We start from the raw sequence: 25,571 nt of genomic DNA, 5'->3' as shown, positions 1-25,571 counted from the left end.
GCGCGGCCCGGCCCCGCCCGCCCGCGCCGGGTGCCCGGGCACCGGCACACCCGTACGCCCGTACACCGATACACCGCTGCCTGGCGGCGCGACCCCGCTTCGTCCCGGGCGCCGGTACGGCTCCGCCCCCGTCCCATCCCCGCCCCGCTCGCGCTGGGCACGCGTGCGGGACAAGGGGGGCCGGGGGCCGCACGGAGGGGGTGCCGGGGGGTGAGAGGGGTGCCGGGGGTCGGCTCCGGGTGAGGTGGTCGTCACGGTCGCCGGCGGTTGACAGTCCGAAGCGCTGAGTGGCGGCGTGAGGCTCTTGGAGCCCCTTCCCGGATATGGGGAGTCGGTCGGCGCCGGTTCAGGGCGGCACATGCGGACTCAGGCACCGGCAAGCCCCCATTAATGTCAGTGCTACCGGTAGACTGGTAGGTAATCCCGCCCACTGCGGAACATGTCGAACGACGCAGCCGCTCCCGCATGCCCGGAGAGACGGCTTGTGCTGTGCCAGAAAGGGCGCTTCGTGGCCGATTCCGGCAACCCCAACGAGAACATTCCGTCCACTGCCGCCGGCGAGAACGGCGAGGTCACCTCGTCGTACGACGCCAGCGCGATCACCGTCCTCGAGGGTCTGGACGCGGTTCGCAAGCGTCCCGGCATGTACATCGGCTCGACCGGTGAGCGTGGACTCCACCACCTCGTACAAGAGGTCGTCGACAACTCCGTCGACGAGGCCCTGGCAGGGCACGCGGACACCATCGACGTGACCATCCTCGCGGACGGTGGCGTCAGGGTCGTGGACAACGGTCGCGGTATCCCCGTGGACATGCACCCCGTCGAGAAGAAGCCAGCCGTCGAGGTCGTGCTGACCGTCCTGCACGCGGGCGGCAAGTTCGGCGGCGGCGGTTACGCCGTCTCCGGCGGTCTGCACGGCGTGGGCGTCTCCGTCGTGAACGCCCTGTCCACCCGGGTGTCCGTCGAGATCAAGCGGGACGGCTTCCGCTGGACCCAGGACTACAAGCTGGGCGTGCCCACCGCCCCGCTCGCCAAGCACGAGGCGGTCGAGGACTCCGGCACGACCGTCACGTTCTGGGCCGACCCGGACATCTTCGAGACGACCGAGTACTCCTTCGAGACGCTCTCGCGCCGCTTCCAGGAGATGGCCTTCCTCAACAAGGGCCTCCGCATCACGCTGACCGACGAGCGCGAGTCGGCCAAGGCGACGATGAACGCCGACGACCCCGACGCCGCCGAGACGGTGGAGGAGGCGCCGGCGCGGACGGTCTCGTACCACTACGAAGGCGGCATCGTCGACTTCGTCAAGTACCTGAACTCGCGCAAGGGCGAGCTCATCCACCCCACGGTCATCTCGGTCGAGGCGGAGGACAAGGAGCGGCTGCTCTCCGTCGAGATCGCGATGCAGTGGAACTCGCAGTACACCGAGGGCGTGTACTCGTTCGCGAACACGATCCACACCCACGAGGGCGGTACGCACGAAGAGGGCTTCCGCGCCGCGCTCACGGGCCTGGTCAACCGGTACGCGCGCGACAAGAAGCTGCTGCGCGAGAAGGACGACAACCTCACCGGCGAGGACATCCGCGAGGGCCTGACGGCGATCATCTCCGTCAAGCTGGGCGAGCCGCAGTTCGAGGGCCAGACCAAGACCAAGCTGGGCAACACCGAGGCCAAGACCTTCGTGCAGAAGGTGCTCCACGAGCACCTCTCCGACTGGTTCGACCGCAACCCGAACGAGGCCGCGGACATCGTCCGTAAGGCGATCCAGGCCGCCACGGCCCGGGTCGCGGCCCGCAAGGCGCGCGACCTCACCCGCCGCAAGGGCCTGCTGGAGTCCGCCTCGCTGCCGGGCAAGCTGTCCGACTGCCAGTCGAACGACCCGTCCAAGTGCGAGATCTTCATCGTCGAGGGCGACTCCGCCGGCGGCTCGGCCAAGTCCGGCCGGAACCCCGAGTTCCAGGCCATCCTGCCCATCCGCGGCAAGATCCTGAACGTCGAGAAGGCGCGGATCGACAAGATCCTCCAGAACACCGAGGTCCAGGCGCTGATCTCCGCCTTCGGCACCGGTGTGCACGAGGACTTCGACATCGAGAAGCTCCGCTATCACAAGATCATCCTGATGGCGGACGCCGACGTCGACGGCCAGCACATCAACACCCTGCTGCTGACCTTCCTCTTCCGCTTCATGCGGCCGCTGGTCGAGGCCGGGCACGTCTACCTGTCCCGCCCGCCGCTGTACAAGATCAAGTGGGGCCGGGACGACTTCGAGTACGCCTACTCGGACCGTGAGCGCGACGCGCTCGTCGAGCTCGGCAAGCAGAACGGCAAGCGCATCCGCGAGGACTCCATCCAGCGCTTCAAGGGCCTGGGCGAGATGAACGCCGAGGAACTGCGCATCACCACCATGGACCAGGACCACCGGGTGCTCGGCCAGGTCACGCTGGACGACGCGGCCCAGGCCGACGACCTGTTCTCGGTGCTGATGGGCGAGGACGTGGAGGCGCGGCGCTCGTTCATCCAGCGCAACGCCAAGGACGTCCGCTTCCTCGACATCTGAGTCGGTCTCAGCTGACCGTACGAAAGGACTGAAGACCAGCAATGGCCGACGAGAACACCCCTGACACCCCCGACACCCCTGTCGTCGTGACGCCCGAGGCGGAGCCCCCGGTCCCCGGCGTGGGCCTCCGCGTCGAGCCCGTCGGGCTCGAGACCGAGATGCAGCGCTCGTACCTCGACTACGCGATGTCCGTCATCGTGTCGCGCGCGCTGCCCGACGTCCGGGACGGCCTCAAGCCCGTCCACCGCCGTGTGCTGTACGCGATGTACGACGGCGGGTACCGGCCCGAGAAGGGCTTCTACAAGTGCGCCCGCGTCGTCGGCGACGTCATGGGTACGTACCACCCGCACGGCGACTCCTCCATCTACGACGCCCTGGTCCGTCTGGCCCAGCACTGGTCGATGCGCATGCCGCTGGTGGACTCCAACGGCAACTTCGGTTCCCCGGGCAACGACCCGGCCGCCGCCATGCGGTACACCGAGTGCAAGATGATGCCGCTGGCCATGGAGATGCTCCGGGACATCGACGAGGAGACCGTCGACTTCACGGACAACTACGACGGCCGCAACCAGGAGCCGACGGTCCTGCCGGCGCGCTTCCCGAACCTCCTGGTCAACGGCTCGGCCGGTATCGCGGTCGGTATGGCGACCAACATCCCGCCGCACAACCTGCGCGAGGTCGCCGCCGGTGCCCAGTGGGCGCTGGAGCACCCGGAGGCCACCCACGAGGAGCTCCTGGACGCGCTGCTCGAGCGCATCAAGGGCCCCGACTTCCCGACCGGCGCCCTGGTCGTCGGCCGCAAGGGCATCGAGGAGGCGTACCGCACGGGCCGTGGCTCCATCACGATGCGCGCGGTCGTCGAGGTCGAGGAGATCCAGAACCGCCAGTGCCTGGTGGTCACGGAGCTTCCGTACCAGGTCAACCCGGACAACCTGGCCCAGAAGATCGCCGACCTCGTCAAGGACGGCAAGATCGGCGGCATCGCGGACGTCCGCGACGAGACCTCCTCCCGCACCGGTCAGCGCCTGGTGATCGTCCTCAAGCGGGACGCGGTCGCCAAGGTCGTCCTCAACAACCTCTACAAGCACACCGACCTCCAGACGAACTTCGGCGCCAACATGCTGGCGCTCGTCGACGGGGTGCCGCGCACGCTGTCGCTGGACGCGTTCATCCGCCACTGGGTGACGCACCAGATCGAGGTCATCGTCCGCCGTACGCGCTTCCGGCTGCGCAAGGCGGAGGAGCGGGCGCACATCCTGCGCGGTCTGCTCAAGGCGCTGGACGCGATCGACGAGGTCATCGCGCTGATCCGGCGCAGCGACACCGTCGAGGTCGCGCGCGAGGGCCTGATGGGCCTGCTGGAGATCGACGAGATCCAGGCCAACGCCATCCTGGAGATGCAGCTCCGCCGGCTGGCCGCCCTGGAGCGCCAGAAGATCGTCGCCGAGCACGACGAGCTCCAGGCGAAGATCAACGAGTACAACGCGATCCTGGCCTCGGAGTCCCGCCAGCGCCAGATCGTCAGCGAGGAGCTCGCCGCGCTCGTCGAGAAGTTCGGCGACGACCGCCGCTCCAAGCTGATCCCCTTCGACGGCGACATGTCCATGGAGGACCTGATCGCCGAGGAGGACATCGTCGTCACCATCACGCGTGGCGGCTATGTGAAGCGCACGAAGACGGACGACTACCGCTCGCAGAAGCGCGGCGGCAAGGGCGTGCGCGGGACGAAGCTCAAGGAAGACGACATCGTCGACCACTTCTTCGTCTCCACCACGCACCACTGGCTGCTGTTCTTCACCAACAAGGGCCGGGTCTACCGGGCCAAGGCGTACGAGCTGCCGGACGCCGGCCGGGACGCGCGCGGCCAGCACGTCGCCAACCTGCTGGCCTTCCAGCCGGACGAGCAGATCGCCGAGATCCTGGCGATCCGCGACTACGAGGCGGCGCCCTACCTGGTGCTCGCCACCAAGGCCGGCCTGGTGAAGAAGACCTCGCTGAAGGACTACGACTCGCCCCGCTCCGGCGGCGTCATCGCGATCAACCTCCGGGAGACGGAGGACGGCCGCGACGACGAGCTGATCGGCGCGGAGCTGGTGTCGGCCGAGGACGACCTGCTGCTCATCAGCCGGAAGGCCCAGTCGATCCGGTTCACCGCGACGGACGAGGCGCTGCGCCCGATGGGCCGTGCCACCTCCGGTGTGAAGGGTATGAGTTTCCGCGAGGGCGACGAGCTGCTCTCGATGAATGTCGTCCGGCCCGGTACGTTCGTCTTCACCGCGACGGACGGTGGGTACGCCAAGCGCACCGCCGTCGACGAGTACCGCGTCCAGGGACGTGGCGGCCTCGGCATCAAGGCTGCCAAGATCGTGGAGGACCGCGGTTCGCTCGTCGGCGCGCTGGTGGTCGAGGAGACGGACGAGATCCTCGCCATCACGCTGTCCGGTGGTGTGATTCGTACGCGAGTCAACGAAGTCAGGGAGACGGGCCGTGACACCATGGGCGTCCAACTGATCAACCTGGGCAAGCGCGATGCCGTCGTCGGCATCGCCCGCAACGCCGAGGCCGGTCGCGAGGCCGAAGAGGTCGAAGGGGCCGACGGGATCGAGGGCCCTGACGACATCGACGGGACCGACGTGACCGGAGAGGTCGTAGACACCACGGCTGCCGCAGAGAGCGGAGCCGCGGCCGACGCAGCCGGGGGCACGGAGCCCTCGGCCGGGGAGCACGAGGAGTAGAGCGTGAGTAAGGCCACGGGCGCCGGATCGGCCGCTTCCGGAACGAGCGGTGCCCGTGGCCCTGCCACGGACTCCCAGGGGGTTACGGTGACCACGTACGACGACGGCCCGCTGCCCGCAGAGCGGCCCTCTTCCGGGCAGCAGACGGCGCAGCCGTACCACCCGCCGCAGGCGTACGCCACGCAGGGCGGCGGCAAGGGTGCCACCGGCGGCTCCGGCGGTACGGGCGGCACCGTGCGCCGGCCGCGTACGGGCGCGAAGACGACGCCGCGTACGCGCAAGGCACGGCTGCGGGTGGCCAAGGCCGACCCGTGGTCGGTGATGAAGGTGAGCTTCCTGCTCTCCATCGCGCTGGGCATTTGCACGGTGGTGGCGGCGGCGGTGCTGTGGATGGTCATGGACGCCATGGGCGTCTTCTCGACGGTCGGCGGCACGATCAGCGAGGCCACGGGCTCCAACGAGAGCAACGGCTTCGACCTCCAGTCGTTCCTGTCGCTGCCGAGGGTGCTGGTGTTCACCTCGGTGATCGCCGTCATCGACGTCGTCCTGGCGACTGCGCTGGCCACGCTGGGCGCCTTCATCTACAACCTGTCGGCCGGCTTCGTGGGCGGGGTGGAGCTCACCCTCGCCGAGGACGAATAGCGGATTTGGGTACTCGCCGCTCCGTGCGCTAATCTTCAGAGGTCAGCGCGGGCGGCGAGCCCGACGCGGAGGGGCTATAGCTCAGTTGGTTAGAGCGCATCCCTGATAAGGATGAGGCCACAGGTTCAAATCCTGTTAGCCCCACAGTGACGGTCGGCCCGGACGGAGAATCTCTCCGCCCGGGCCGACCGCTTTGTGCCAGGACCCAGTTGGGCGGGACGTAGGTCACCGATCGGTATCGGTCGTGTGTATAGTCGGGCGCCAGAAGGTCCCCTACGCCAAGGAAAGACGAGGTCGCGCGGTGAAGAAGCTCCTCCTGGTCGCACTGGCCGCCATCGGCGGGCTCCTCGTGTACCGCCAGATCCAGGCGGATCGCGCCGAGCAGGATCTGTGGACGGAGGCGACCGACTCCGTGCCCGCAGGTTCGGGTGTGTGAGACGCAAGCACGCGGTTCCGCACATGGGCCCTGGTCGCTGAGAGCGATCGGGGCCCATTGCTGTTTTCCGGTCGCTGTTTTCCGGTTGCTGTTTCCGGAGGGTCAGGGGCCGTGAGCGCCGTCATCGGGTGGTGACGGAGAGTCCTTTTGCTTCGCCCCCGCGAATACCGGTCCGGGACGTGCGGCATCCGGCCGGGCCCGCAGACACCGGTGGGACGGCCGGGGCAGGATGGACCGGCAGTGCGGTCACCGGGCGGCGGGGCGGCGTCCGGGCGCGTCCGGGTGGCCGGGAGACGGTGGCCGGGAGACGGTGGCCGGGAGACGGCGAGGGGAAGCGCGTATGCGGCGGAGGGGCGCTCGGCGTGACGGAACGGGGCCGGCGGGGCCGGCGGGGTTTCCGGGGCTACGGGGGCTACGGGGGCTGCGGGGGCTGGTGAGGTCCGCGGGGCTTGGGGCGGTCGTGAGAGCGGTGGTACCGATGGCCGCCGCCCTGGGCCTGACGGTGGCGCTGCCCGGAGGCCCGGGCCCGGCATGGGCGGCCGATCCCGGCGGGTACGCCTTCGCCGAGGGCATCGAGCCCGTCCGGGGAGCGGAGACCAGCAGTGACGCGCCTGTGCTGAAGGCGGGCGTGACGTACAAGGACGCGGTCGAGGGCGGTGGGAAGCGGATCTACCGCCTCGACCTGGACGCCGGGTCGAACGCGTACGTCTCCGCCGTCGCCGTACCCCCTCCCGGCAGTGAGGTCGGGCTGTTCGACAGCCTGAAGGTCTCCCTCCAGGACCGCAACGGCCTCGATTGCAGCTCCAACGAGACGCGGTTCGGCTCGGCCGCCTTCCCCCGGCCGCTCGCGGCGTACGCCCACCGGACGCTGAACCGGAACCGGTCCGCCTGCCGGCAGACCGGCGCGTACTTCGCCGTCGTCGAGCGCACCACGAAGGCGCCTTCCTCCGCCGGGGCCTGGGACCTGGAGATCCGCCACGAGCGGGAGCCCGGGCTCAGGGCCGAGGGCCCGACCGCGGCCTCCGGCGACCGGGCCGGTACCACGCCCCCCGTACCCGCCGGCGGCTCCGGGGAACGGACCGGCGGCGCCGGCTTCTCCGACGCGACCGGTCTCACCGAGGGCGAGTGGACCGACCGGATCGAGCCGGGCCGGTCGCTGTTCTACCGGGTGCCGGTGGACTGGGGGCAGCAGATCTTCGCCGGCGCCGACCTCGGCAGCTCCTCGGGCCGCGGCTTCGTGGCCGGTGCCCTCGCGCTGACCCTGTACAACCCCGCGCGGGGCGTGGTGGCCGGCTCCGAGGCGGTCGGTTACGACGGCAAGCAGAAGTCGGCCGACCTGGGGCCGCTGCCGCCGGTGCGGTACGAGAACCGGTTCGACTCCTCCGCCGAGTACGTGAACACCCGGTTCGCCGGCTGGTACTACCTGCGGGTCAGCCTGAGCCCCGAGGTCGGCGAGAAGTTCGGCCGGAAGCCGTACGGGCTGACGCTGCGGATCGGCGTGGAGGGCACGCCCCAGGCGGGGCCGGCCTACGACGGCCCGCCCGGCATCTTCGACGTCACGGAGGCGGACCGGGACGCGGCCGCGCACGGCCGGAACGCCGCGGCGGCGGAGGCGGCCGCGGAACGGGGCGGCACGATGCGGCTGGTCGCCGCGGCCGGGATCGGCACCGGCACCGTGCTGGTGCTCGGCCTGGGGGCGTGGACGGTGCTCGCCCGGCGCCGCACGCCGCGGGCCGGGGCGGGGGCGGGGCCGCCGGGGTACGGGCCTGGCGCCGGGCCGCCGGGGTACGGACCGCCCGCGGGATGGTGAGCGGGGCGTCGGCGCGGACCGGTGACGGTGGCCGGTCCGCCGGGCCCGCCATCGCTCGGGCGGCGCGGTGCCCGGCCTGCGGACGGTGGCCGACAGATGGCGGCGCTCAGGTCTGGATGAGGGCCCAGATCCCGATGGCGAAGCAGACCAGCGCCACGATCAGCACCGGAACCGCCACCTGCGCGGGCGGTCCCGGCCGCCGGCGTGCGGGTGGGAGGGATCCGGCGGGGTGCTGGGGGACGGGCGCGGTGTACGGGCGGGTGGCGCCGGAGGCGGGGGCCACCCCGGCGGTCGGGGGGTGCGGGACCTCGTGCGCGGCGAAGGGGTGGGGGTGGGAGCCGGGGTGGGCGTGGACGTGGGAGCCGGGGTGGGCGTGGGCCGCCGCCGGGGCGGGAGCGGCGGGGCCGGCCGGGTGGGCCGCCGCCGGGGGAGCGGCTGCGGCCGGTGGGCGCGGCTGCCCGGTGGACGGGTGCGCGGGCGCGGGGGCCGCCGGTTCCGGCCGTGCCGCCGCTTCGGGCGGGGACGCGGGCTGCCGCGCCGGCGGGGCCAGGTGGAAGCTGCCCGTCTCCGACGGGACCGGTACCCCGGCGTGCGGGCGCGGAGGGCGCACCGGGCCGTCGGGGCCGAAGCCGGCCGGGAGCGGGCCGATCTGGTCGAAGACCTCGACCGGCTCCTCGTCCGCCGCCGGGTCGGGCAGCGTCTCGGCCGCCGACGTGAGTGCCTTGCGGGCGCCCGTGGCCGTACGGAACCGGGCCTGCGGATCGGGCTGGAGCAGGCCCGCCAGCACTTGCCACAGCGGCTCCGGAACGCCCTGCGGGGCGTGGGGCGTGCCGTGCTCGGTGAAGTACTCGACCAGCGCCCGCGCGTCCGGCTTGCTGCCCTGGAGCAGGTACAGGGCGACCAGGCCGACCGCGAACAGGTCGGCGGGGAAGTCGGGTTCCGCGCCCATGATCTGTTCGGGCGCGAAGTAACCGGGCGTCCCCACCACGTAGTTGGTCTCGGTCAGCCGCGGCTCACCTTTGCGGAGGGAGATGCCGAAGTCGGACAGCCGCAGGTGCGGCCGTCCGGTTCCGGTCGCCTCCAGCAGGATGTTGGCCGGTTTGATGTCGCGGTGCACGACCCCCTCGGCGTGCACCGCGGCCAGTCCGGCCAGCAACTGGTCGAGCAGGGTGCAGACGAACCGGGGCGGCAGGGGGCCGTAGTCGCCGATGACGTGCGCCAGCGACCCGCCGGCCACCAGGTCCATGGTGAACAGCACCTTGTCGTCGTCGGCCGCCCAGCTCGCCGGCGCGAGGACGTGCGGGTGGTCGATCCGCAGCGCCTGCTCGCGCACGAAGCGCAGCAGCGTGTGCGCGTCGCTCTGCTGGAGGACCTTGGCCGCCACGTACCGGCGCCGCCGGTGGTCCCAGGCCCGCCACACGGCGCCGACACCCCCGCGCCCGATCGGATCGACCAGTTCGTACCGCCCGGCGAAGACCTCACCCATCGTGCCGCGCCGCTCCCCGTCCGTCCGGCCCCTGGGCTCAGCCCTGGTGCGACTCGTAGTGGGCGACCGCGTCGGCGGTGCGCCCGGCGCCGTACACCCGGAGGAACTCCGCCAGTTCGGGATGGGTGGCGGCGAGGGAGTCGGCGGCGTCGATGATGTCGCCGGCCGCCGCCACCGAGCGCAGCAGCGACTGGATCTCGCGGACCACGCGGCGGACCGTCGGCGCCCCGGAGCTGTTGGCCGTCTGGCTGGTGCCGGTGAGGACCGAGCCGCCCTGGGACTTCTTGATCTCGTCCATCCGGTCGGTGGCCTCCACCGCGCTGACGCTGCCGTCGGCGACCTGCCCCGCCAGCTCCTGGAGGGCCTGGACGCGCTGCACCACGGCCGGGTTGCCGATCTTGGCGCGCTGGCCGCTCATGAGCTGGGACAGCATCGGAGCAGACAGCCCGAGCACCGCGGCGAGCCGGGCCTGGTTGAGGCCCAGGTCGTCGATGAGCCTGCGGAAGAGCGCCCCCAACGGCTCCCCGTACCAACTGCGCTGGAGCTCTCTCGCTCTCGCGGTCGCTTCCTGCTGTGCTGCATCCATTGCGTCTCCCCATCGCTTCGGTTCGCTGCTGCGAACCTCGTCCAGCATCTTACGGAGAGTGGTCGGCGACCGGGAGTCCCAAACCTTTTGCGGGGCACCCCCCGGCACCCGGTACTCTGGTCTGCGGCACGCGTCGCACGTCGGCCGTCCCGGGGCCTTAGCTCAGTTGGTAGAGCGCTGTCTTTGCATGGCAGATGTCAGGGGTTCGACTCCCCTAGGCTCCACATCGCACGATCGAGCCCCCGTCCCGTGGGAACACGGGACGGGGGCTCTTGTCGTGCCCGCCCCGGGGCGGGCCCCGGTGGCGTCAGTCCCGCCGGGCCCGTACGGCCAGCAGATATCCGGCCTGGAACCGGCTCTGGGCGCCCAGGTCCACCATGATGTCCGCCACGTGCCGGCGGCAGGTGCGCACGGACATGCCCAGGCGCAGGGCTATGGAGGCGTCCGTCATGCCCTCCATGAGGAGGCGGACGATCGCCTGGCGGACGTTGTCCGTGACCTCGCCCCGGGCGCCGAAGGCCACGCCGTAGGGCTCGGCCGCCAGCCACAGCCGCTCGTAGGTCTCCGTGATGAAGGCGACCATGTGGGGGTCGCGGACCACGACCGCGCCCAGCGGGTTGCCGGGCAGGGAGATGACGGCCGTCTCCCCGTCGAAGACCAGCAGACGGCTGAAGTGGTCGTCCAGTGTTCGCACCTGCGCGCCCAGTCCGGACATCCGGTCGACGTAGGCGGCGGTGCCCGGGCTGAACCTGGCGGTGTGCTGGTAGAGCACGCGCATCTTCACGCCCCGGGCCAGGGCCGCCTGGTCGCGGGGGGCCGCCTCCTGGAGGATGTCCTCGTCCCGGCCGCCGCCCGGCTGGCCCGTCAGTATCTCGCTGTGGGTCCGCGCGGTCAGGTCGGCGATGGCCGCGCGGACTTGGGCGAGGTCCTCCAGGACCTCCAGCCCGCTCTCCCTCTCCCGGGAGAGCCGGTTCGTCTCGAAGACGGGCAGGAACGACATGATGGCCGCGCGGGTCTCCTCCGCGACCGCGCGGCGGGCCCGTATGTCGCGTTCGAGGGGACTGACGACGCCGGCCACCGCCTCGTCCGGGGAGACCGCGCGCAGCTCGCCGGCGGGGTCGCCGCGCAGCAGTCCCATGTCGAGCAGCCCGAGCACCGCGGTGGTGACGTACGCGGGGGAAAGGCCGGTCGCCGCGCTGATGGAACTCGCCGTCGGAGCGGGCCCGTCCGCGTGGTCGAGTGCATATTCATACACCCGCCGCAGTGTCGCTCGGCTTCTGCCCGTCGTGTCCATCCGTGTCACCTTGCCCCTGTATCTCCCCATATGCGGGGGCGTCATCATGCTGTCATGCAGCATGATGATCCAGTTTGCACCCTCATGCACCTGTGGATCCTGGCATGGTGATTCATCTCGCCCCCATCGATGCAAGGGAGCTTCCGTGGTGGGTCGGTTAACAGGGATCAACACGCACGTGAAGGCGAGCTCATGAAGACGTTGCGCAAGACCGTTCTCCTCGGATGGGCCCTCGCCGTGGCAGCCGGCGCGCTGGGCGGCGTGCACGCCACCTCGCACGCCACCTCGCACGCCGAGGCCGGCTCCGGCCGGACCGGCGTCGTCAACGGCGACACCGGCTGGGGCTGACCCGGCGCCCTCCCCCCACATCCCGGGCCCCCACGCACCCTCCGTCTCTTCTCCGCCCCGCCGTGCCCCCCACCGGCCGGGTGTCCCCGCCCCGCCGTGCCCCCCACCGGCCGGGTGTCTCCACCCGCCTCGCCACTCGCGCTCCCGACCCGCCCCCGTCGCCGTCCCCGGGGCGGGCACCGGTTCCCGGGCCGTCCGCCCGCGCCGGGCTGCCGAGGCGTTCCCCAAACCCTTATGCGAGAACGAGCGAATAGGTCGACCCCATGATCCTTACCGGGACCGAAATCGAGCGGGAACGGACGAACGGTCGTATCACGATCGAGCCCTTCACGCCGGAGCAGGTCAACCCCAACAGCTACAACTTCCGCCTCGGCAAGACCCTCCGGGTCTACCAGGACCTCCCGCTGGACGCCCGGCGCACCAACGAGTTCGAAGAGATCGAGATCCCGGACGACGGCTACGTCCTGGAGCCCGGCCGGCTCTACCTCGCCCACACCATCGAGGTGCTGGGCAGTGAGCACTACGCGCCCACCTTCGCCGCGCGCTCCTCGGTCGCCCGGCTCGGCCTCTTCATCAACCTGTCCGCCAGCCTGGGGGACATCGGCTACACCGGCCAGTGGACGCTCCAGCTCTACAGCATGAACCGCGTCCGGGTGTACCCCGGCATCAACATCGGCCAGATGATGTGGTGGCGGCCGCAGGGCGAGATCGTCCTCTACGACGGCAAGTACCAGGGCTCCGTCGGTCCCCGCTCCAGCGACATCCACGTCGACTTCGACAAGCAGTTCGCACGGCAGCGCTTCCCCGGGGTCGGGGCGACGTTCGACCCGGCCGAGGTGGGCCCCAAGTTCGCCCAACTTGCCGCGTCCAGCCACGACTTCCGCGTACCGCCCGCGTTCTGCGTGCCCGCCGGTGAGTTCACCGACGCGCTCACCGACGAGCAGAACGCCGCGCTCGCCGACGCCTTCGCCGACCTCAAGGCGACCGTCGGGGCCTTCTTCACGGACTCCGTGCCGAAGATCGAGAAGATCGGCGCCGAGATCCGCGTCCCCGAGCAGGCCCGCAAGCTCCTGACCGCGCGGCTGAACGAGATGTTCGGCGACGACGCCGAGCTCGCCGTCCGGTCGTCGGGCCTCGACGAGGACACCGGTGAGTCCAGCCTCGCCGGCATCCACCAGACCGTCCTCGGGGTCCGCGGCGCCGACGCCGTCGTCGACGCCGTCGAGCGGTGCTGGCGCTCGCACTACGAGGCGCCCGCCGTCGCCGCCCGCATCCGGGCCGGTGACTTCTCCCCGGTGCCGCGGCTCGCCGTGATCGTGCAGCGGCTCGTCCGCCCCACCCTCGCCGGCGTCGCGTTCACCGGCCTGGACGGCGCCGACGACGACCGGGTGACCATCGAGTACGTCGAGGGCCTCGCCGACGAGCTCGTCGCCGGTGTAGCCGACCCCGAGCGCACCGATTCGGCCGCGCTGGCCGGGGGACCGGCGGCGCCGGACGACCCGGCCCACGGCGTCCTGACCGAGGTCGTCGGCATGGTGCGGCGACTGCGGGAGAGCCGCGGCCACGACGTGGACGTCGAGTGGGCGGCCGACGCCGACGGCGTGCACCTCGTCCAGGTCCGCCCGCTCACCGCGGCCCGCGACGTCCGGCAGAGCTCCACCGAACCGGTCACCGAGGCGCACCGGCTGTACGTCGACACCCTGCCCGCCGGCTTCGGCCTGGGCGCGGTGGCCGCCGTGTACAGCGGCTACACCGCCAAGCGCGGCCCCGCCCACCGGCTGGCCCACGCGCACGGGGTCTCCACCGGCGCGGGCTGGGTCATCCGCTTCAACGGGCGCGGTCTGCACGGCGCCGAGGGCAGCGCCTCCTTGCGCGACACCCTCTCCGGCGGCACCGACGAGTGCGTGCTCGACTTCGGTGACACCCTCCGCCAGATCGTGGTGCCCAAGGAGGAGGTGCCGCACCAGCTCGCCGTCACCACCGGCGTCACCCCCGAGGGCTCCGCCCTCCACACGGTGGTCGTACGCGACTTCATCCGCGGCGACCTCGGCGTGATCTCCCGCCGGGCGGGCGACGACGGCCTCGTCGTCGAGTACACCGACGAAGGGCTGATGGCCCTCAACCGCGGCACCGCGGGCGGCGAGGCGATCCTCGTCAAGGACCTGGCCGCGGGCTACGACGACCCGTCCAACGTCACCTGCCCGGACACCGGTACGGCCCTGCTGCCGCACCTCGACGAGCTCGCCCGCTTCACGGCGGCCATGCACGCCGAGCACGGCCCGGTCACCCTGGAGTGGGTCTTCGACCGGGGCACGCTGTACTTCGTCGACTACTCGGTCCTCGGCGGCGGTGACGCCGTCACCGTCTCCCACGGCGAGGTCTGCATCTCGCCCGGCACCGCCCGCGGACCGCTGCTGCGCTTGGACGACGACGCGCTGCTGCGCAGGCTGTCCATCGGCCCGGCCGTGAGCATCGACAAGTCCCAGGACGTCAGCGAGCACGAGGGACTTGCCCGGATCCTCGACCTGGTCAGGTCCTTCGACGAAAAGCCCGTGATCAGCGCATCCCGGCCCTACGCGGTGCTCTCCGTCCTCATCGAGCACGTCGCGGGATTCGTCTTCGACAAGGGCTCGGCCCTCGGGCACCTGGCGATCCTGCTGCGCGAGGCCGGTGTCCCCGCGGTGACCGCCGCCGGGATCAGCGGAGCCGAAGCAGTGATCAGCGATGGCACGGTCGCCACGACCGGCCGCAAGGGAGAATGACCGTGAGCGACACCCACGCACCCCTCACCCCGGCGCCGGGCCGGCGGGCCTGGCTGGCCCTCGGCGGCCTGCACCTGCTCAACGGCACCGCCCCGCTCGCCGCCGGCGACGCGGTGGTCCTCGTGGAGCTCGACGCCCCCGTGGAGCGGGACTTCCCCGGCAACACGGTCGTGCTCCACTGGGACCGGCTCGGCCCGCTGGAGCTGGCCGCCCGTACCGTCGACGGCACCGCCCGGCACACGGCCAAGGCGCGCGGCGAGGAGCTCTTCCCCGGCATGCTGCCGGGTACGGCGCTGACCGAGGCGGTGACCGCCGTCACCGGCGGGCCCGCCGGGCCGCTCGTCCCGCTGTTCTACATCACCGCGGACGGCGACCGTGCCCATGTGCACAGCCAGATCCGCTTCCTGGCCGAGGACGCCTGCTTCATCCGGATCACGTCCGAGGCCGTGGACACGGCGGGCGTCGAGGACCTGGCGTGGCTGCCCGAGGCCGTACGGCTGCACGCCGAGCAGTTCCTGTTCCTCAACAACCACCAGCGCTACTACCGCAAGTGCTTCCAGGGCAACGAGCTGGAGTACAAGTACACGCTCGCCCCGCCGGTCGACACCTGGACGCTGACCGTCGAGCTCTACCGCAGCCTCCTCGCCGGGGACCTGCCCGGCTACGTCATGGAGTACCGGGACGAGTACCAGGCCTGGGACTACCTCAACCACCTGTTCGAGGTCACCGGCCCCACCGAGGCCGAGCGCGGCTACGCCTCCTTCATCCCCACCACCGACGGCAAGCACCTGCTCAAGCGCAAGTGGTACGCCGAGGACGCCTTCGAGCGCCGGGAGAGCCACACGTACGGGCTCGACCTGGCCGACGACGGCGGCTTCGAGCGGTACCTCACGGAGGAACTCCGGGTCCAGGCCGTCCGGCTGCCGTCCTTCCGGCGGGTCCGCTACGACATCAACTTCGAGTCGGCGCGCACCGGCCACGTCTACGGCGTCTTCTTCGACCACTGCAGTCTGGTCGAGGCCCGCGACGTGACCCTCAACCAGTGCGAACTGGAGTACCTGCGCAGCCGTGTCGCCGTCGAGCCCGACGAGTCCGAGGTGCTCGCCGAGATGGAGGTGATCGTCGCCTGGCTGGAGGGGTTCCTGCGCGAGCGGGGCCTCAACGACCAGCGCGGCTTCTACTCCAAGCGGACCTTCCTCAAGGACGCCGTCGCGGCGCGGCCCGAGCTGGCACGGGCGGTGGGCTGATGCCGGGCACCGGGGTGCGGGCGGTCCTGCTCGACCTGGAGGGCACGCTGTACGCCAGGGGCGCCGTGATCGACGGTGCCGTGGAGGCGGTGGCCGCCCTGCGGCGGCTGGGGGTCGGGCTGCGCTTCCTGACCAACACCGACTCCAAGCCGGCGGAGACCATCCGCGCCGAACTGGCGGGCTACGGACTGGACGTGGCGGCCGACGAGCTGTTCACCCCGGTGGTCGCGGCCGCCCAGCTCCTCACCGCCGCCGGTGCCCGCACCTATCCGCTGGTCTCCCGCGAACTGCGCGGGGCGCTGCCCACGCTCGCCGACGAGCCCCCGTACAGCCACGTGCTGATCGGGGACTGCCGCGACACGCTGGACTACGCGGCCCTCGACGGGGCCTTCCGGGCCGTACGGGACGGGGCGCGGCTGCTGGCCCTCCAGACGGGCCGCTACTTCAAGCGGGCCGACGGGGACCACCTGGACACCGGGGCCGTGGTGGCGGCCGTCTCGTACGCCTCCGGCGTCGAGGCCCGCGTCCTGGGGAAGCCGGCCACCGACTTCTTCGCCCTCGCGGCCCTCTCCCTGGGGGTGCCGGTCACCGCGTGCGTGGTGGTCGGCGACGACGCCACGACCGATGTCGCGGGCGGCCTGGCCGCCGGGCTGCGCACCGTCCAGGTGCGCACCGGCAAGTACGCGGACCAGCGGGCCGAGGGCCTGACGGGCCGGGCCGACCACGAGCTGGACTCGGTGGCGGACCTGCCCCGGCTCGTCGGGGAGTGGGTCGGCGCATGACGGTGTACTGGGTGGTCTGGGACGCCGGGGCGCACTGGGTCGTGGACCGGCTCGAACGCGAGGGCGCGCTCCCCGCCGTCACCCGCATGCGGGAGCGCGGCGCCTTCGCGGCGGCGCGCCCCGCCCGCCCCAACTGCCAGACCCCGCCGTCACTGGCGACCCTGTTCACCGGCACCTGGCCGGCCGAGCACCAGGTCACGGGCTACACCGTGCCGGGTGCCGGACAGGGCGTCGCCAGCCATGTCAGCGGCTTCTCGCCCGGGTTCCCGGCGGTGCCGCCGGTGTGGGAGACGCTCTCCGAGAACGACCTGACCAGCGCCCTGGTGCACGCCCCCTGGGTGTTCGACGCCGAGGACCGGGTCGGGCCGCACGTGGACGGCGCCGTGGAGGCCTACAGCAACCGGCTGACCCGGCACGCGGTCCGCGCCCTGGAGCCCTGCCCGGGGTTACAGGACTGGGAGATCGGCGGCCACCACGTCGAGGCCCGCGTCGAGGCCGGCCCGGCGGGCCCGCGCGCGGTGCGCGTCGGGGTGCCGGCCGCGGCCGGCGAGCGGCTCACGCTCACGCCCGGCGACGACTGGCGGCCCCTCGCCCTGGACCCGGAGCACGGCACCTGGGTGCGCTGCGTCCGGGCCGAGGAGCGGCTGATGCTGGTCCACACCGGTGTGTGGCGGGCCCGCACCGCGGGGCGCAACCGGGAGACGCTGCGCCGGCTGGCGCAGTGCCCCCCGTTCGCCGGTGAGGGCGTCGGGCCGCTGTACCGCGAGGCGGTGTTCGGCCCCCGGCTCGCCGAGGGCGGGGACGGCTCGGCCGAGGAGGTCTTCCTCTCCTCGGTACGGTGCGTGGCCCGGTCCTTCGGGGCGGCGGCCGACGCGGTGCTCGACACGCACGACGCCGACCTGGTCGTCGTCTACCTGCCGATGACCGACGACGTGGGCCACGAACTGCTGGGCTGGTGCGACGAGTCCAGCGCGGCCCACCGGCCGGACATCGCCGACCGGGTGTGGTCCTACATCCGGCGCTGCTACGGCTGGTCGGACGCGATCCTGGGCCGGGTGCTGGACCGGGCCGGCGCCGAGGACACGGTGGTGCTCGGGGCGGACCACGGCATGGTCGGCAGCAGCCACCTGGTGCACCTCAACGACCAGTTGGTGCTCGCCGGGCTCGCCGTGTGCACCCCCGGCGGAGAGCTGGACCCGGACGGGTCGCAGGTCTTCTACCACCCGGCGAACAACGGCTCCCTGTGGGCCGCCGAGCGCGTGGCCAAGGACCCGGCGTACGCCCGCAAGGCCATGGCACAGGCCCGCGAGGCGCTGTCCGCGATCACCGATCCGGACACCGGCCGCCCCGTGCTCACCGGCTTCCTCGACCGCGACGGCGCGCCGCTCACGGACCCCGACGCCGACCCGGCGGTGGCCTACGTGGCACTGGCGGACGACTACCAGCCCACCGCCCAGCTCCTGGGCGAGGGCCCGGTGGTGCGGCGGGTCCCCAAGACCGGCGCCCACGTGGTCAACACCGGCGACAGCAGGCTCCACGCGATCCACGCGGCGGTCGGGCCGGGCATCCCGGCCGGGGCCGCGGCGGGCGTCGTCGACAACACCTGGCCGGCCGCGCTGGTGCTGGGCCAGCTCGGCATGGGCCCGGACGCCGCCGGCGCCCGGGGCACCGGCCTCCACGAACCGACCGACGAAAGATGATGGTATGCCGTCCGGCTTTCCCCACATCCTGACCCCCGACGAGCTGACCGCCCGCCGCCACGCCCATGTGACGGACTTCCTGGCGGGGCGCGGCCTCGACCCCGGCCGGCTGTCCGCGCTGATGCGCGAACGCGTCGGCGAGGGCCGATTGCTGCTCACCAGCTCCCCCGTGCACGGGCTGGCCAACCCGACCAGTGACCTGGACTTCATCCGCATCCAGCGCGACGCCATCGACGGCCCCCGGATCTCCACCAAGATCTTCGACGAGGGGCACCACCTGGAGGTCGTCTCCTTCAGCGAGGCGGAACTGGCCTCGAACCTCGACGAGCTGACCCGGCTCGCCGGCCTGCCGGCCGAGCGGACCGTGGCCGGATTCCGGGCCTGGGACAAGCAGCGCGAGCCGCGCCGCAAGCAGACCGAACGCATCGTCAACGGCATCGCGATGGACGGCACCGCGCCCTATCTGGCGTGGCTGCCCGCCCTGAGCACGGTCTGGAGCCGGGCCGCCCTGCACACCGCCGTCGAGCAGGTCGTGCACACCGCGCTGGCCGAGGCGGCCGGCGAGACCCGGGGCCGGGTCGGCTACGCGTACAACGTGCTGCTCCACCTGATGGACGCCCTGCTGTCGCACCACGGCGACGTGTACACCACCCGCAAGTGGTACGTGCTGCGCTGGACCCGCCTCATGGCCGAGGGCGGCTGGCACGACGCCCGGCTCCAGTCGGTGGCCTCCGGCCTGGAGGTGCTCCGCAAGGGCGTCAGCGCCCACCTGGACCCGGCCGCCGCGCACGAGCCGCTGGCCGGGACGTACGCGGAGCTGGTGGCGGACGCGGTACGCGCCACCGGCACGGCCGCGACCGTCACGGTCGCCGTCGAACTCGCGGGCGAGCCCCAGCCGTTCCTGCCGGGTGCCTCCGTGCTGCTCGGCGCGGGCGCGGGCAGCGGTGTCGTCCTGCCCGGCGTCGGCACCGGGGCGGACCTGCCGTTCACCACCGGCGCGGTCGGCCTGGACGCTCCCGCCGCGCTCGACGCCCCGGCGGCCGCCTCCCTGCTGCGGGCGCTGCGCGCGGGCGCGGCGACCCTGCGGATCGGCTACGTGACCGGGGAGGACGGCCGGTGATGACGTACGACGACACACGGACCGGCCCCGGCACCGGCCCGCGGGCCGACCGGACCACCCGCACCACCACTTCCACGACCACCGACACGGACAGGGGCGACCGGGACATGACCGAGGACCGCGGCCGAGTGCCGCGCACCACCCGCGGCGCGGCGGACCTCACCGCCTTCCCCTCGGTGCGCGCCGGCCACATCATGACCGGCCCGCACGCCGTGGAGGCCTGGGTGCAGGCCGCCTGGCTGATGCTGGCGGAGGGCCGGGCGTACGTCGAGGACCTGGAGGGCGGCACCGAGCAGCCGCAGATGCAGCAGGCCGCGAAGCTCCGCTTCCTGGAGCAGCTCCTGGACATCGACCAGCGGCTGGCCGGCCGGGCCGCGGTGGACGACGCCCACTGCCTGGCGCTCGCGCTGGAGTACGGGATGCGCGAGGTGGTCGACGCGACCGGCCCCGAACTGGCCGCCGTCTTCGGCCTGCACGAGGAGTTCGGCGGCGACGCCTGCGCCGTCGGGGAGATCCACGTCCTCTGGGAGCGGCTCCTCGACGCCTTCCCCGGCGAGCTGCCGGACCGGCTGGTCGCCGAAGGACAGCGGGACATGCTGCGGACCCTGCGGGTGTGGGCGCGGCTGGCCCGTGCCGCCGGGCTGGACATCGGGTTCCTCGCCCCGTTCATGAAGGCCGCCTGAGAACCGTCGCCCGCAACCGATACAGAGAGTGAGGTGCATATGCCCAAGATCCAGGCGGACGCACTGGTCGAGGGACGTACCCCGGACGAGGTGTGGGCGGTCGTGAAGGACAGCCCCCTGGTCGCCTCGCGCGCCCGGCACGTCGTGTCCGTACGCCCCCGGTCGGAGCAGGACAAGACCTTCCGCATCAACGAGTGGACCCTGCTGCTCAACGGCAGCGAGGTGACCTGGACCCAGCGGGAGGCCGCCGGCCCCGGCCTCCGGCTGCGCTTCGAGCAGCTCGACGGCGACCTGGAACGGCTGTCCGGCCAGTGGTCCGTGACCGAGGCCGGCACCGGCACCCGGGTGTCGCTCGCCATCGACTTCGAGCTGGGTGTCGACGGCCTCGCCCCCCTGCTCGAACCCATCTGGTCCCAGTCGTTCCAAGCCCACGCGGACGAGCTGCTGCGGGCCCTCACGACCGTCGCCGCGTAACGGAGAGTGACCTGAACATGCGTCTCTACCTGAACTTCCTGCACACCACGGTGCGGTTCGACGTGGCCGAGGACGCGGAGGGGGTCTTCGAGCCCGTCCGGCGGTTCTTCCGGCACCTGATCGGGCCGGACGCCGCCCACGAGCCGACCTTCCGCATCGACGTGCGCTCCTACGACCCGGACGCGGACGTCGCCCCCGAGGTGTGGGAGCTGCCCCAGTCGGTCATCCGGCGCAGCAACGCGGCCGAGTTCAACTTCGACGCGCACATCGTCGAATCCGGCTCCCGCAAGCAGTACGTCAACCGGGCCACGCTGCTCGACGCCCCGGCCGACACCGCGAAGGACAACACCTTCCTGGTACGGATCACCGAGGGGTCCACGGTCCAGGTCCTCGACTTCGTCCGCGACCTGGTCATCCGGCACGAGGAGAACCTCGGCACCGTGGTGCTGCACGCCTCCGGCCTGCACCGGGACGGCGAGGCGGTGATCATCGCCGGGCCCAAGGGCGCGGGGAAGACCACCACGCTGCTGTCCGCGCTGCGCCGGCCCGGCTGGCAGTACTTCACCGGCGACAAGCTTTTCTGCACCGTCGAGGACGGCGAGATCCTCGTCCACCCCTGGCGCGACTACCCGTACGTCGGCGTCGGCACCATCCGGGCCGACAGCCGGCTGGAGCAGCTCGTCCGCGACGGCGTCGACCCCCGCATCGACGACCACGAGCCCGGCCACAAGATCCTGATGGACCCCGACGTGTTCGAGTCCTGGCTGGGCGCCGAGTTCACGGCCGAGCCCAAGCGGCTGGCGGCACTGCTGCTGCCCGAGGTCAAGCCCGGGGAGCCGCTGACCGTACGGCACCTGACGGACGACAACGAGCGCTGGGCCCACCTCAACAAGATCGTGGACCGTCAGGTCGACACCACCTTCTTCACCTGGCAGTCCTACCTGGTCCCCGACTACGCGGCCTTCTACCGCTCCCTCGCCGAACTGCGCCGGGTCCTCGGCACGGTCGACATGGTGCGGCTGCGGGGCACCCTCGACGTCGACCCGGACGCCGTCCTCGGCCGCACCCCCGCCGGCTCCGCCGGCCCTTCCCGTACCGCCGAGCAGGAGAACGGACGATGACCACCGAAGCACGCCGCACACTGCGCATATCCGTCGTGGGACTGGCCGGGGCGGGCAAGTCCACCTGCGCCTCCCTGATCGAGGAGTTCGCCCGCGACAAGGGCCTGAGCCACGCCCGGATCAAGCTCGCCAAGCCGCTGTACGACCTCCAGGCGGAGGTGTACCGCACCGCCGGCGGCACGCTCCACGACGGCGCCCAGGACCAGATCCTGATGGAGGCGCTCGCCGACGCGATGAGACGGATCCGCCCCGACTCGCTGGCCGCGGACTTCGTCGCCCGCCTGGCCGACACCGACGCCGACCTCGTCGTCAACGACGACCTGCGCGACCCGCACGTGGACGCCCCCGCCCTGCGCGGCCACGGCTTCCGCGTCCTGCGCATCACCTGCGACGAGGAGCTGCGGCAGCGGCGGCTGGAAGGCCGGGGCGACCCGTCCCGCGCCGACCGTTCCACCCGGGAGATCGACCTGATCACCCCGGACGCCGTGATCGACAACGGGGCGGGCCTGGACGAGTACCGGACCGCCGTCCACGAGCTGCTGGGGAGCTGGCTGTGATTCTGAGCGGACCCGAGATCCTGTCCGAGGTACGCGCCGGACGGATCCACATCGACGACTTCGACGCCGAGCGCCTGGAGCCGAACAGCTACGGCTTCCGCCTCGCCGACGACATCCTCTGGTACGAGCAGGACGTCATCGACTGCTTCGAGCCGCCGCAGGCGGCGCACGTGAAGATGGGCCCCGAGGGCATGGTCCTCGAACCGGGCCGCTTCTACCTCGGCGGCACCATGGAGGCGATGGGCAGCCCCCACTACGCGGCCACCCTCTACGCCTGCCGGTCCGCCTCGACCCTCGGCATCTGGATCCAGTTCTCCGCCCCGCTGGGGCACAGCGGAGCGGTCTTCCCGTGGACCCTGGAGATGAAGGTCGCCCACTCGGTGCGGGTCTATCCCGGGATGATGATCGGCAAGCTGGCCTTCTGGTCGATGCAGGGCGAGGCGGTCGGCTACGACGGCAAGTACACGGGCTCGTCCTCGGCCGTGGCTTCCCGCTTCAGTCTGGACGCCCGTGTCTCAGACTGACCTCTTCCGGCTGCTGGCGGCCCTCGCCCTGCTGCTGGCCGCCGCCCACGGGACCGGCCGGCTCTTCGCCAGGATGCGGCAGCCACCGGTGATCGGCGAGATCCTCGGCGGCCTGCTGCTCGGGCCGACGGTGCTCGGGCGGCTGGCGCCGGAGGCGCAGGAGTGGCTGTTCCCGGGCACCGGCCCGGCGGCCTCCGGGCTGACGCTGGTCTACCAGTTGGGCATGCTGCTGCTGATGTTCACGGCGGGCGTGGAGATGCGGACGGTCTTCTCCCGCCGGGACGGCCGGACCGTCGTGGTGATCGCCCTGGCCGGCATGGCCGTGCCGTTCGCGCTCGGCCTGCTGGTGGTCAGGGTCATCGACACCGCGGACGTCATGGGCCCGGCGGGCGACGTCACGGCGCTCACGCTGATCATCGCCTGTGCGATCGCGGTGACCAGCATCCCGGTGATCTCCAGGATCATGCTCGACCTGGGGATCGTGCGGACCCGGTTCGCCCGGGTGGTGCTGTCCGTGGCGGTGCTGGAGGACATCGTCCTCAACGTGCTGATCTCGGTGGCGCTGGGCATGGTCGCCGGCGGCAAGGAGGGCGGCTTCGGGCTGGCCCACACGCTGGGGATCACCTCGTCCGACGCCTCCGCCGCGTACCACTCGGTGGCCTCGGTGGCGTTCTTCGGCCTGATGGTGGCCGCCGCCGCGGTGCTGCGCCGCCGGCCGGGCACCCGGGCCGGCACGGCGGACCGGCCCCCGGGCCGGGTGGCCGTACGGATGGCCGTGATGCTGGCGGTGACCGCGGCCTGCGTGTTCCTGGGGGTCGCGCCCATGTTCGGCGCGTTCGTGGTGGGGCTGCTGTCCGGGATGACCGGGATGACGGCGACCAGCGAGTCCCTGGTCCACATGCGGGGCTTCGCGTCCGGCTTCTTCATCCCGGTCTACTTCGCGATCGTCGGCCTCAAGCTCGACCTCGTCCACTCCTTCGACCCGGTGTTCACCGTGTCGTTCGTCCTGGTGGCCTGCGTGGCGAAGGCGGCCAGCGTGTACGCCGGGGCCCGGCTGACGAAGCGGCCCAAGGCCGAGGCCCTCGACCTCGCCGTCGCGCTCAACGCGCGGGGCGGGCCCGGCATCGTGCTGGCGACGGTCTCGTTCGACGCCGGGATCGTCAACGCCTCGCTCTTCACCACGCTGATCCTCACCGCCATCGTCACCTCGCAGATCGCCGGCTGGTGGCTCGAACGGGCCGTACGCCGGGGTGCCTTCGCCGTCCAGGACGGTCCCCATCCCGTACCGCCGCAGCCCGACCGGCCCACCAAGGAGCCCCTGGACGCCGCCACGGGCTGAACGATCCGCCTGACGCCACCCACCCCTTCCACCTCGCGACCACGGGAGCCCCCACTTGGCCACGCCGCCCGCCGCTTCTCGTACCGGCACCGTCACGACGACCAAGCACATCTTCGTCACCGGGGGTGTCGCGTCCTCCCTCGGGAAGGGCCTGACGGCCTCCAGCCTGGGTGCGCTCCTGAAGGCGCGGGGTCTTCGGGTCACGATGCAGAAGCTCGACCCGTACCTGAACGTCGACCCGGGCACGATGAACCCGTTCCAGCACGGTGAGGTGTTCGTCACGAACGACGGCGCCGAGACCGATCTGGACATCGGTCACTACGAGCGGTTCCTCGACGTCGACCTGGACGGCTCGGCCAACGTCACCACCGGCCAGGTCTACTCGCAGGTCATCGCCAAGGAACGGCGCGGCGAGTACCTCGGTGACACCGTGCAGGTCATCCCGCACATCACCAACGAGATCAAGTCCCGCATCCGCCGCATGGCCACCGACGACGTCGACGTCGTGATCACCGAGGTGGGTGGCACGGTGGGCGACATCGAGTCGCTGCCGTTCCTGGAGACCGTCCGCCAGGTCCGCCACGAGGTCGGCCGCGACAACGTCTTCGTCGTCCACATCTCCCTGCTGCCCTACATCGGCCCGTCCGGCGAGCTGAAGACCAAGCCGACCCAGCACTCGGTCGCCGCCCTGCGCAACATCGGCATCCAGCCCGACGCGATCGTGCTGCGCGCCGACCGCGACGTGCCGACCGCGATCAAGCGGAAGATCTCGCTGATGTGCGACGTGGACGAGGCCGCCGTGGTCGCCGCCATCGACGCGAAGTCGATCTACGACATTCCGAAGGTGCTGCACACCGAGGGTCTGGACGCGTATGTGGTGCGCAAGCTGGACCTGCCGTTCCGCGACGTGGACTGGACCGTCTGGGAGGACCTGCTGGACCGTGTCCACAATCCCGACCACGAGGTGACGGTCGCGCTGGTCGGCAAGTACATCGACCTGCCCGACGCCTACCTCTCGGTCACCGAGGCCATGCGGGCCGGCGGCTTCGCCAACAAGGCCCGGGTCAAGGTCAAATGGGTCACCTCCGACGACTGCGCGACCCCCGCCGGCGCCGAGAAGCAGCTCGGCGACGCCGACGCCATCCTCATCCCCGGCGGCTTCGGCGACCGCGGTGTGAGCGGCAAGGTCGGCGCGATCCGGTACGCCCGCGAGCACAAGGTGCCGCTGCTCGGCATCTGCCTGGGCCTCCAGTGCGTCGTCATCGAGGCCGCCCGGAACCTGGCGGGTATCGCGGACGCCAACTCCACCGAGTTCGACCCGGCCACCTCCCACCCGGTCATCTCCACGATGGAGGAGCAGCTCGCCTA

The 25,571-nt window shown here is 71.8% G+C and carries 21 protein-coding genes and 2 tRNA genes; 20 read left to right on the top strand and 3 right to left on the bottom strand.

The window, feature by feature from the left end; translation table 11 throughout:
* Window positions 1-484: 484 nt before the first annotated feature.
* The 6 genes from gyrB to ACF068_RS25905 all read left to right on the top strand — a co-directional run bounded on the left by gyrB (window position 485) and on the right by ACF068_RS25905 (window position 8,180).
* Complete coding sequence (gene gyrB, locus ACF068_RS25930; protein WP_392276876.1) at window positions 485-2,557, top strand: DNA topoisomerase (ATP-hydrolyzing) subunit B; 2,073 nt, start codon at window positions 485-487, stop codon at window positions 2,555-2,557.
* A 41-nt stretch (window positions 2,558-2,598) separates the two neighbouring features.
* Window positions 2,599-5,292 carry a DNA gyrase subunit A gene (gene gyrA, locus ACF068_RS25925; protein ID WP_392276708.1) on the top strand — a complete coding sequence of 898 codons (2,694 nt, stop codon included), beginning with the start codon at window positions 2,599-2,601 and terminating at the stop codon, window positions 5,290-5,292.
* 3 nt (window positions 5,293-5,295) lie between these two features.
* Window positions 5,296-5,934, top strand: a complete 639-nt coding sequence (locus tag ACF068_RS25920) for a DUF3566 domain-containing protein (RefSeq protein WP_392276707.1) — start codon at window positions 5,296-5,298, stop codon at window positions 5,932-5,934.
* 70 nt (window positions 5,935-6,004) lie between these two features.
* A tRNA-Ile gene (locus ACF068_RS25915) sits at window positions 6,005-6,078 on the top strand.
* A 157-nt stretch (window positions 6,079-6,235) separates the two neighbouring features.
* On the top strand, window positions 6,236-6,370 hold the full coding sequence (locus tag ACF068_RS25910) for a DLW-39 family protein (RefSeq protein ID WP_003958712.1): 135 nt from the start codon (window positions 6,236-6,238) through the stop codon (window positions 6,368-6,370).
* A 478-nt stretch (window positions 6,371-6,848) separates the two neighbouring features.
* Window positions 6,849-8,180 carry a hypothetical protein gene (locus ACF068_RS25905; protein WP_392276706.1) on the top strand — a complete coding sequence of 444 codons (1,332 nt, stop codon included), beginning with the start codon at window positions 6,849-6,851 and terminating at the stop codon, window positions 8,178-8,180.
* Between the two features lie 106 nt (window positions 8,181-8,286).
* Here ACF068_RS25905 and ACF068_RS25900 read toward each other — a convergent pair whose 3' ends face one another.
* Both ACF068_RS25900 and ACF068_RS25895 read right to left on the bottom strand, forming a co-directional pair.
* Window positions 8,287-9,666, bottom strand: a complete 1,380-nt coding sequence (locus tag ACF068_RS25900; RefSeq protein ID WP_392276705.1) for a serine/threonine-protein kinase — start codon at window positions 9,664-9,666, stop codon at window positions 8,287-8,289.
* Between the two features lie 37 nt (window positions 9,667-9,703).
* Window positions 9,704-10,252: a helix-turn-helix domain-containing protein gene (locus ACF068_RS25895; protein WP_392276704.1), complete on the bottom strand. Its 549-nt coding sequence runs from the start codon at window positions 10,250-10,252 to the stop codon at window positions 9,704-9,706.
* 151 nt (window positions 10,253-10,403) lie between these two features.
* Here ACF068_RS25895 and ACF068_RS25890 point away from each other — a divergent pair.
* A tRNA-Ala gene (locus ACF068_RS25890) sits at window positions 10,404-10,476 on the top strand.
* 83 nt (window positions 10,477-10,559) lie between these two features.
* On the opposite strand, the gene ACF068_RS25885 is transcribed toward ACF068_RS25890, so the two are convergent.
* Entirely contained in the window at window positions 10,560-11,507 is a 948-nt protein-coding gene (locus ACF068_RS25885) for a LuxR family transcriptional regulator (protein WP_392276703.1), read from the bottom strand.
* Between the two features lie 231 nt (window positions 11,508-11,738).
* Here ACF068_RS25885 and ACF068_RS25880 point away from each other — a divergent pair, with 231 nt between their 5' ends.
* From ACF068_RS25880 to ACF068_RS25820, 13 genes are all read left to right on the top strand, one after another.
* The gene (locus tag ACF068_RS25880) at window positions 11,739-11,894 is read left to right on the top strand and encodes a hypothetical protein (protein ID WP_392276702.1); all 156 of its coding nucleotides are present in this window, start codon (window positions 11,739-11,741) and stop codon (window positions 11,892-11,894) included.
* Between the two features lie 263 nt (window positions 11,895-12,157).
* Window positions 12,158-14,656 carry a PEP/pyruvate-binding domain-containing protein gene (locus ACF068_RS25875; RefSeq protein WP_392276701.1) on the top strand — a complete coding sequence of 833 codons (2,499 nt, stop codon included), beginning with the start codon at window positions 12,158-12,160 and terminating at the stop codon, window positions 14,654-14,656.
* A 2-nt stretch (window positions 14,657-14,658) separates the two neighbouring features.
* Window positions 14,659-15,903, top strand: coding sequence for a hypothetical protein (locus ACF068_RS25870; RefSeq protein WP_392276700.1), 1,245 nt, complete (start codon window positions 14,659-14,661; stop codon window positions 15,901-15,903).
* Window positions 15,903-16,685, top strand: a complete 783-nt coding sequence (locus ACF068_RS25865) for an HAD-IIA family hydrolase (RefSeq protein ID WP_392276699.1) — start codon at window positions 15,903-15,905, stop codon at window positions 16,683-16,685. The genes ACF068_RS25870 and ACF068_RS25865 overlap by 1 nt, the downstream gene beginning before the upstream one ends.
* Window positions 16,682-18,385 carry an alkaline phosphatase family protein gene (locus ACF068_RS25860; protein ID WP_392276698.1) on the top strand — a complete coding sequence of 568 codons (1,704 nt, stop codon included), beginning with the start codon at window positions 16,682-16,684 and terminating at the stop codon, window positions 18,383-18,385. Before ACF068_RS25865 ends, ACF068_RS25860 begins: the two co-directional genes overlap by 4 nt.
* Window positions 18,386-18,389: 4 nt before the next feature.
* Window positions 18,390-19,505 (top strand): DUF6001 family protein, encoded by a 1,116-nt coding sequence (locus ACF068_RS25855; RefSeq protein WP_392276697.1) that lies wholly within the window; start codon window positions 18,390-18,392, stop codon window positions 19,503-19,505.
* On the top strand, window positions 19,505-20,188 hold the full coding sequence (locus ACF068_RS25850; RefSeq protein ID WP_392276696.1) for a DUF6031 family protein: 684 nt from the start codon (window positions 19,505-19,507) through the stop codon (window positions 20,186-20,188). The genes ACF068_RS25855 and ACF068_RS25850 overlap by 1 nt, the downstream gene beginning before the upstream one ends.
* A 39-nt stretch (window positions 20,189-20,227) precedes the next feature.
* Window positions 20,228-20,662, top strand: a complete 435-nt coding sequence (locus ACF068_RS25845; RefSeq protein WP_392276695.1) for a type II toxin-antitoxin system RatA family toxin — start codon at window positions 20,228-20,230, stop codon at window positions 20,660-20,662.
* Between the two features lie 17 nt (window positions 20,663-20,679).
* Window positions 20,680-21,783, top strand: coding sequence for a hypothetical protein (locus ACF068_RS25840; RefSeq protein WP_392276694.1), 1,104 nt, complete (start codon window positions 20,680-20,682; stop codon window positions 21,781-21,783).
* Window positions 21,780-22,340 carry a hypothetical protein gene (locus tag ACF068_RS25835; protein ID WP_392276693.1) on the top strand — a complete coding sequence of 187 codons (561 nt, stop codon included), beginning with the start codon at window positions 21,780-21,782 and terminating at the stop codon, window positions 22,338-22,340. Before ACF068_RS25840 ends, ACF068_RS25835 begins: the two co-directional genes overlap by 4 nt.
* Window positions 22,337-22,864, top strand: coding sequence for a deoxycytidine triphosphate deaminase (locus tag ACF068_RS25830; protein ID WP_392276692.1), 528 nt, complete (start codon window positions 22,337-22,339; stop codon window positions 22,862-22,864). Before ACF068_RS25835 ends, ACF068_RS25830 begins: the two co-directional genes overlap by 4 nt.
* Window positions 22,851-24,203 carry a cation:proton antiporter gene (locus ACF068_RS25825; RefSeq protein WP_392276691.1) on the top strand — a complete coding sequence of 451 codons (1,353 nt, stop codon included), beginning with the start codon at window positions 22,851-22,853 and terminating at the stop codon, window positions 24,201-24,203. The genes ACF068_RS25830 and ACF068_RS25825 overlap by 14 nt, the downstream gene beginning before the upstream one ends.
* Window positions 24,204-24,258: 55 nt before the next feature.
* Window positions 24,259-25,571 (top strand): CTP synthase (locus tag ACF068_RS25820; RefSeq protein WP_392276690.1); only part of this gene is annotated, 1,313 nt, incomplete at its 3' end.

Source organism: Streptomyces sp. NPDC016309 (assembly GCF_043077235.1).
Lineage (GTDB): Bacteria > Actinomycetota > Actinomycetes > Streptomycetales > Streptomycetaceae > Streptomyces.
Note: the sequence above shows the minus strand (reverse complement) of the source record. Positions and strands in the feature narration are given on the sequence as shown.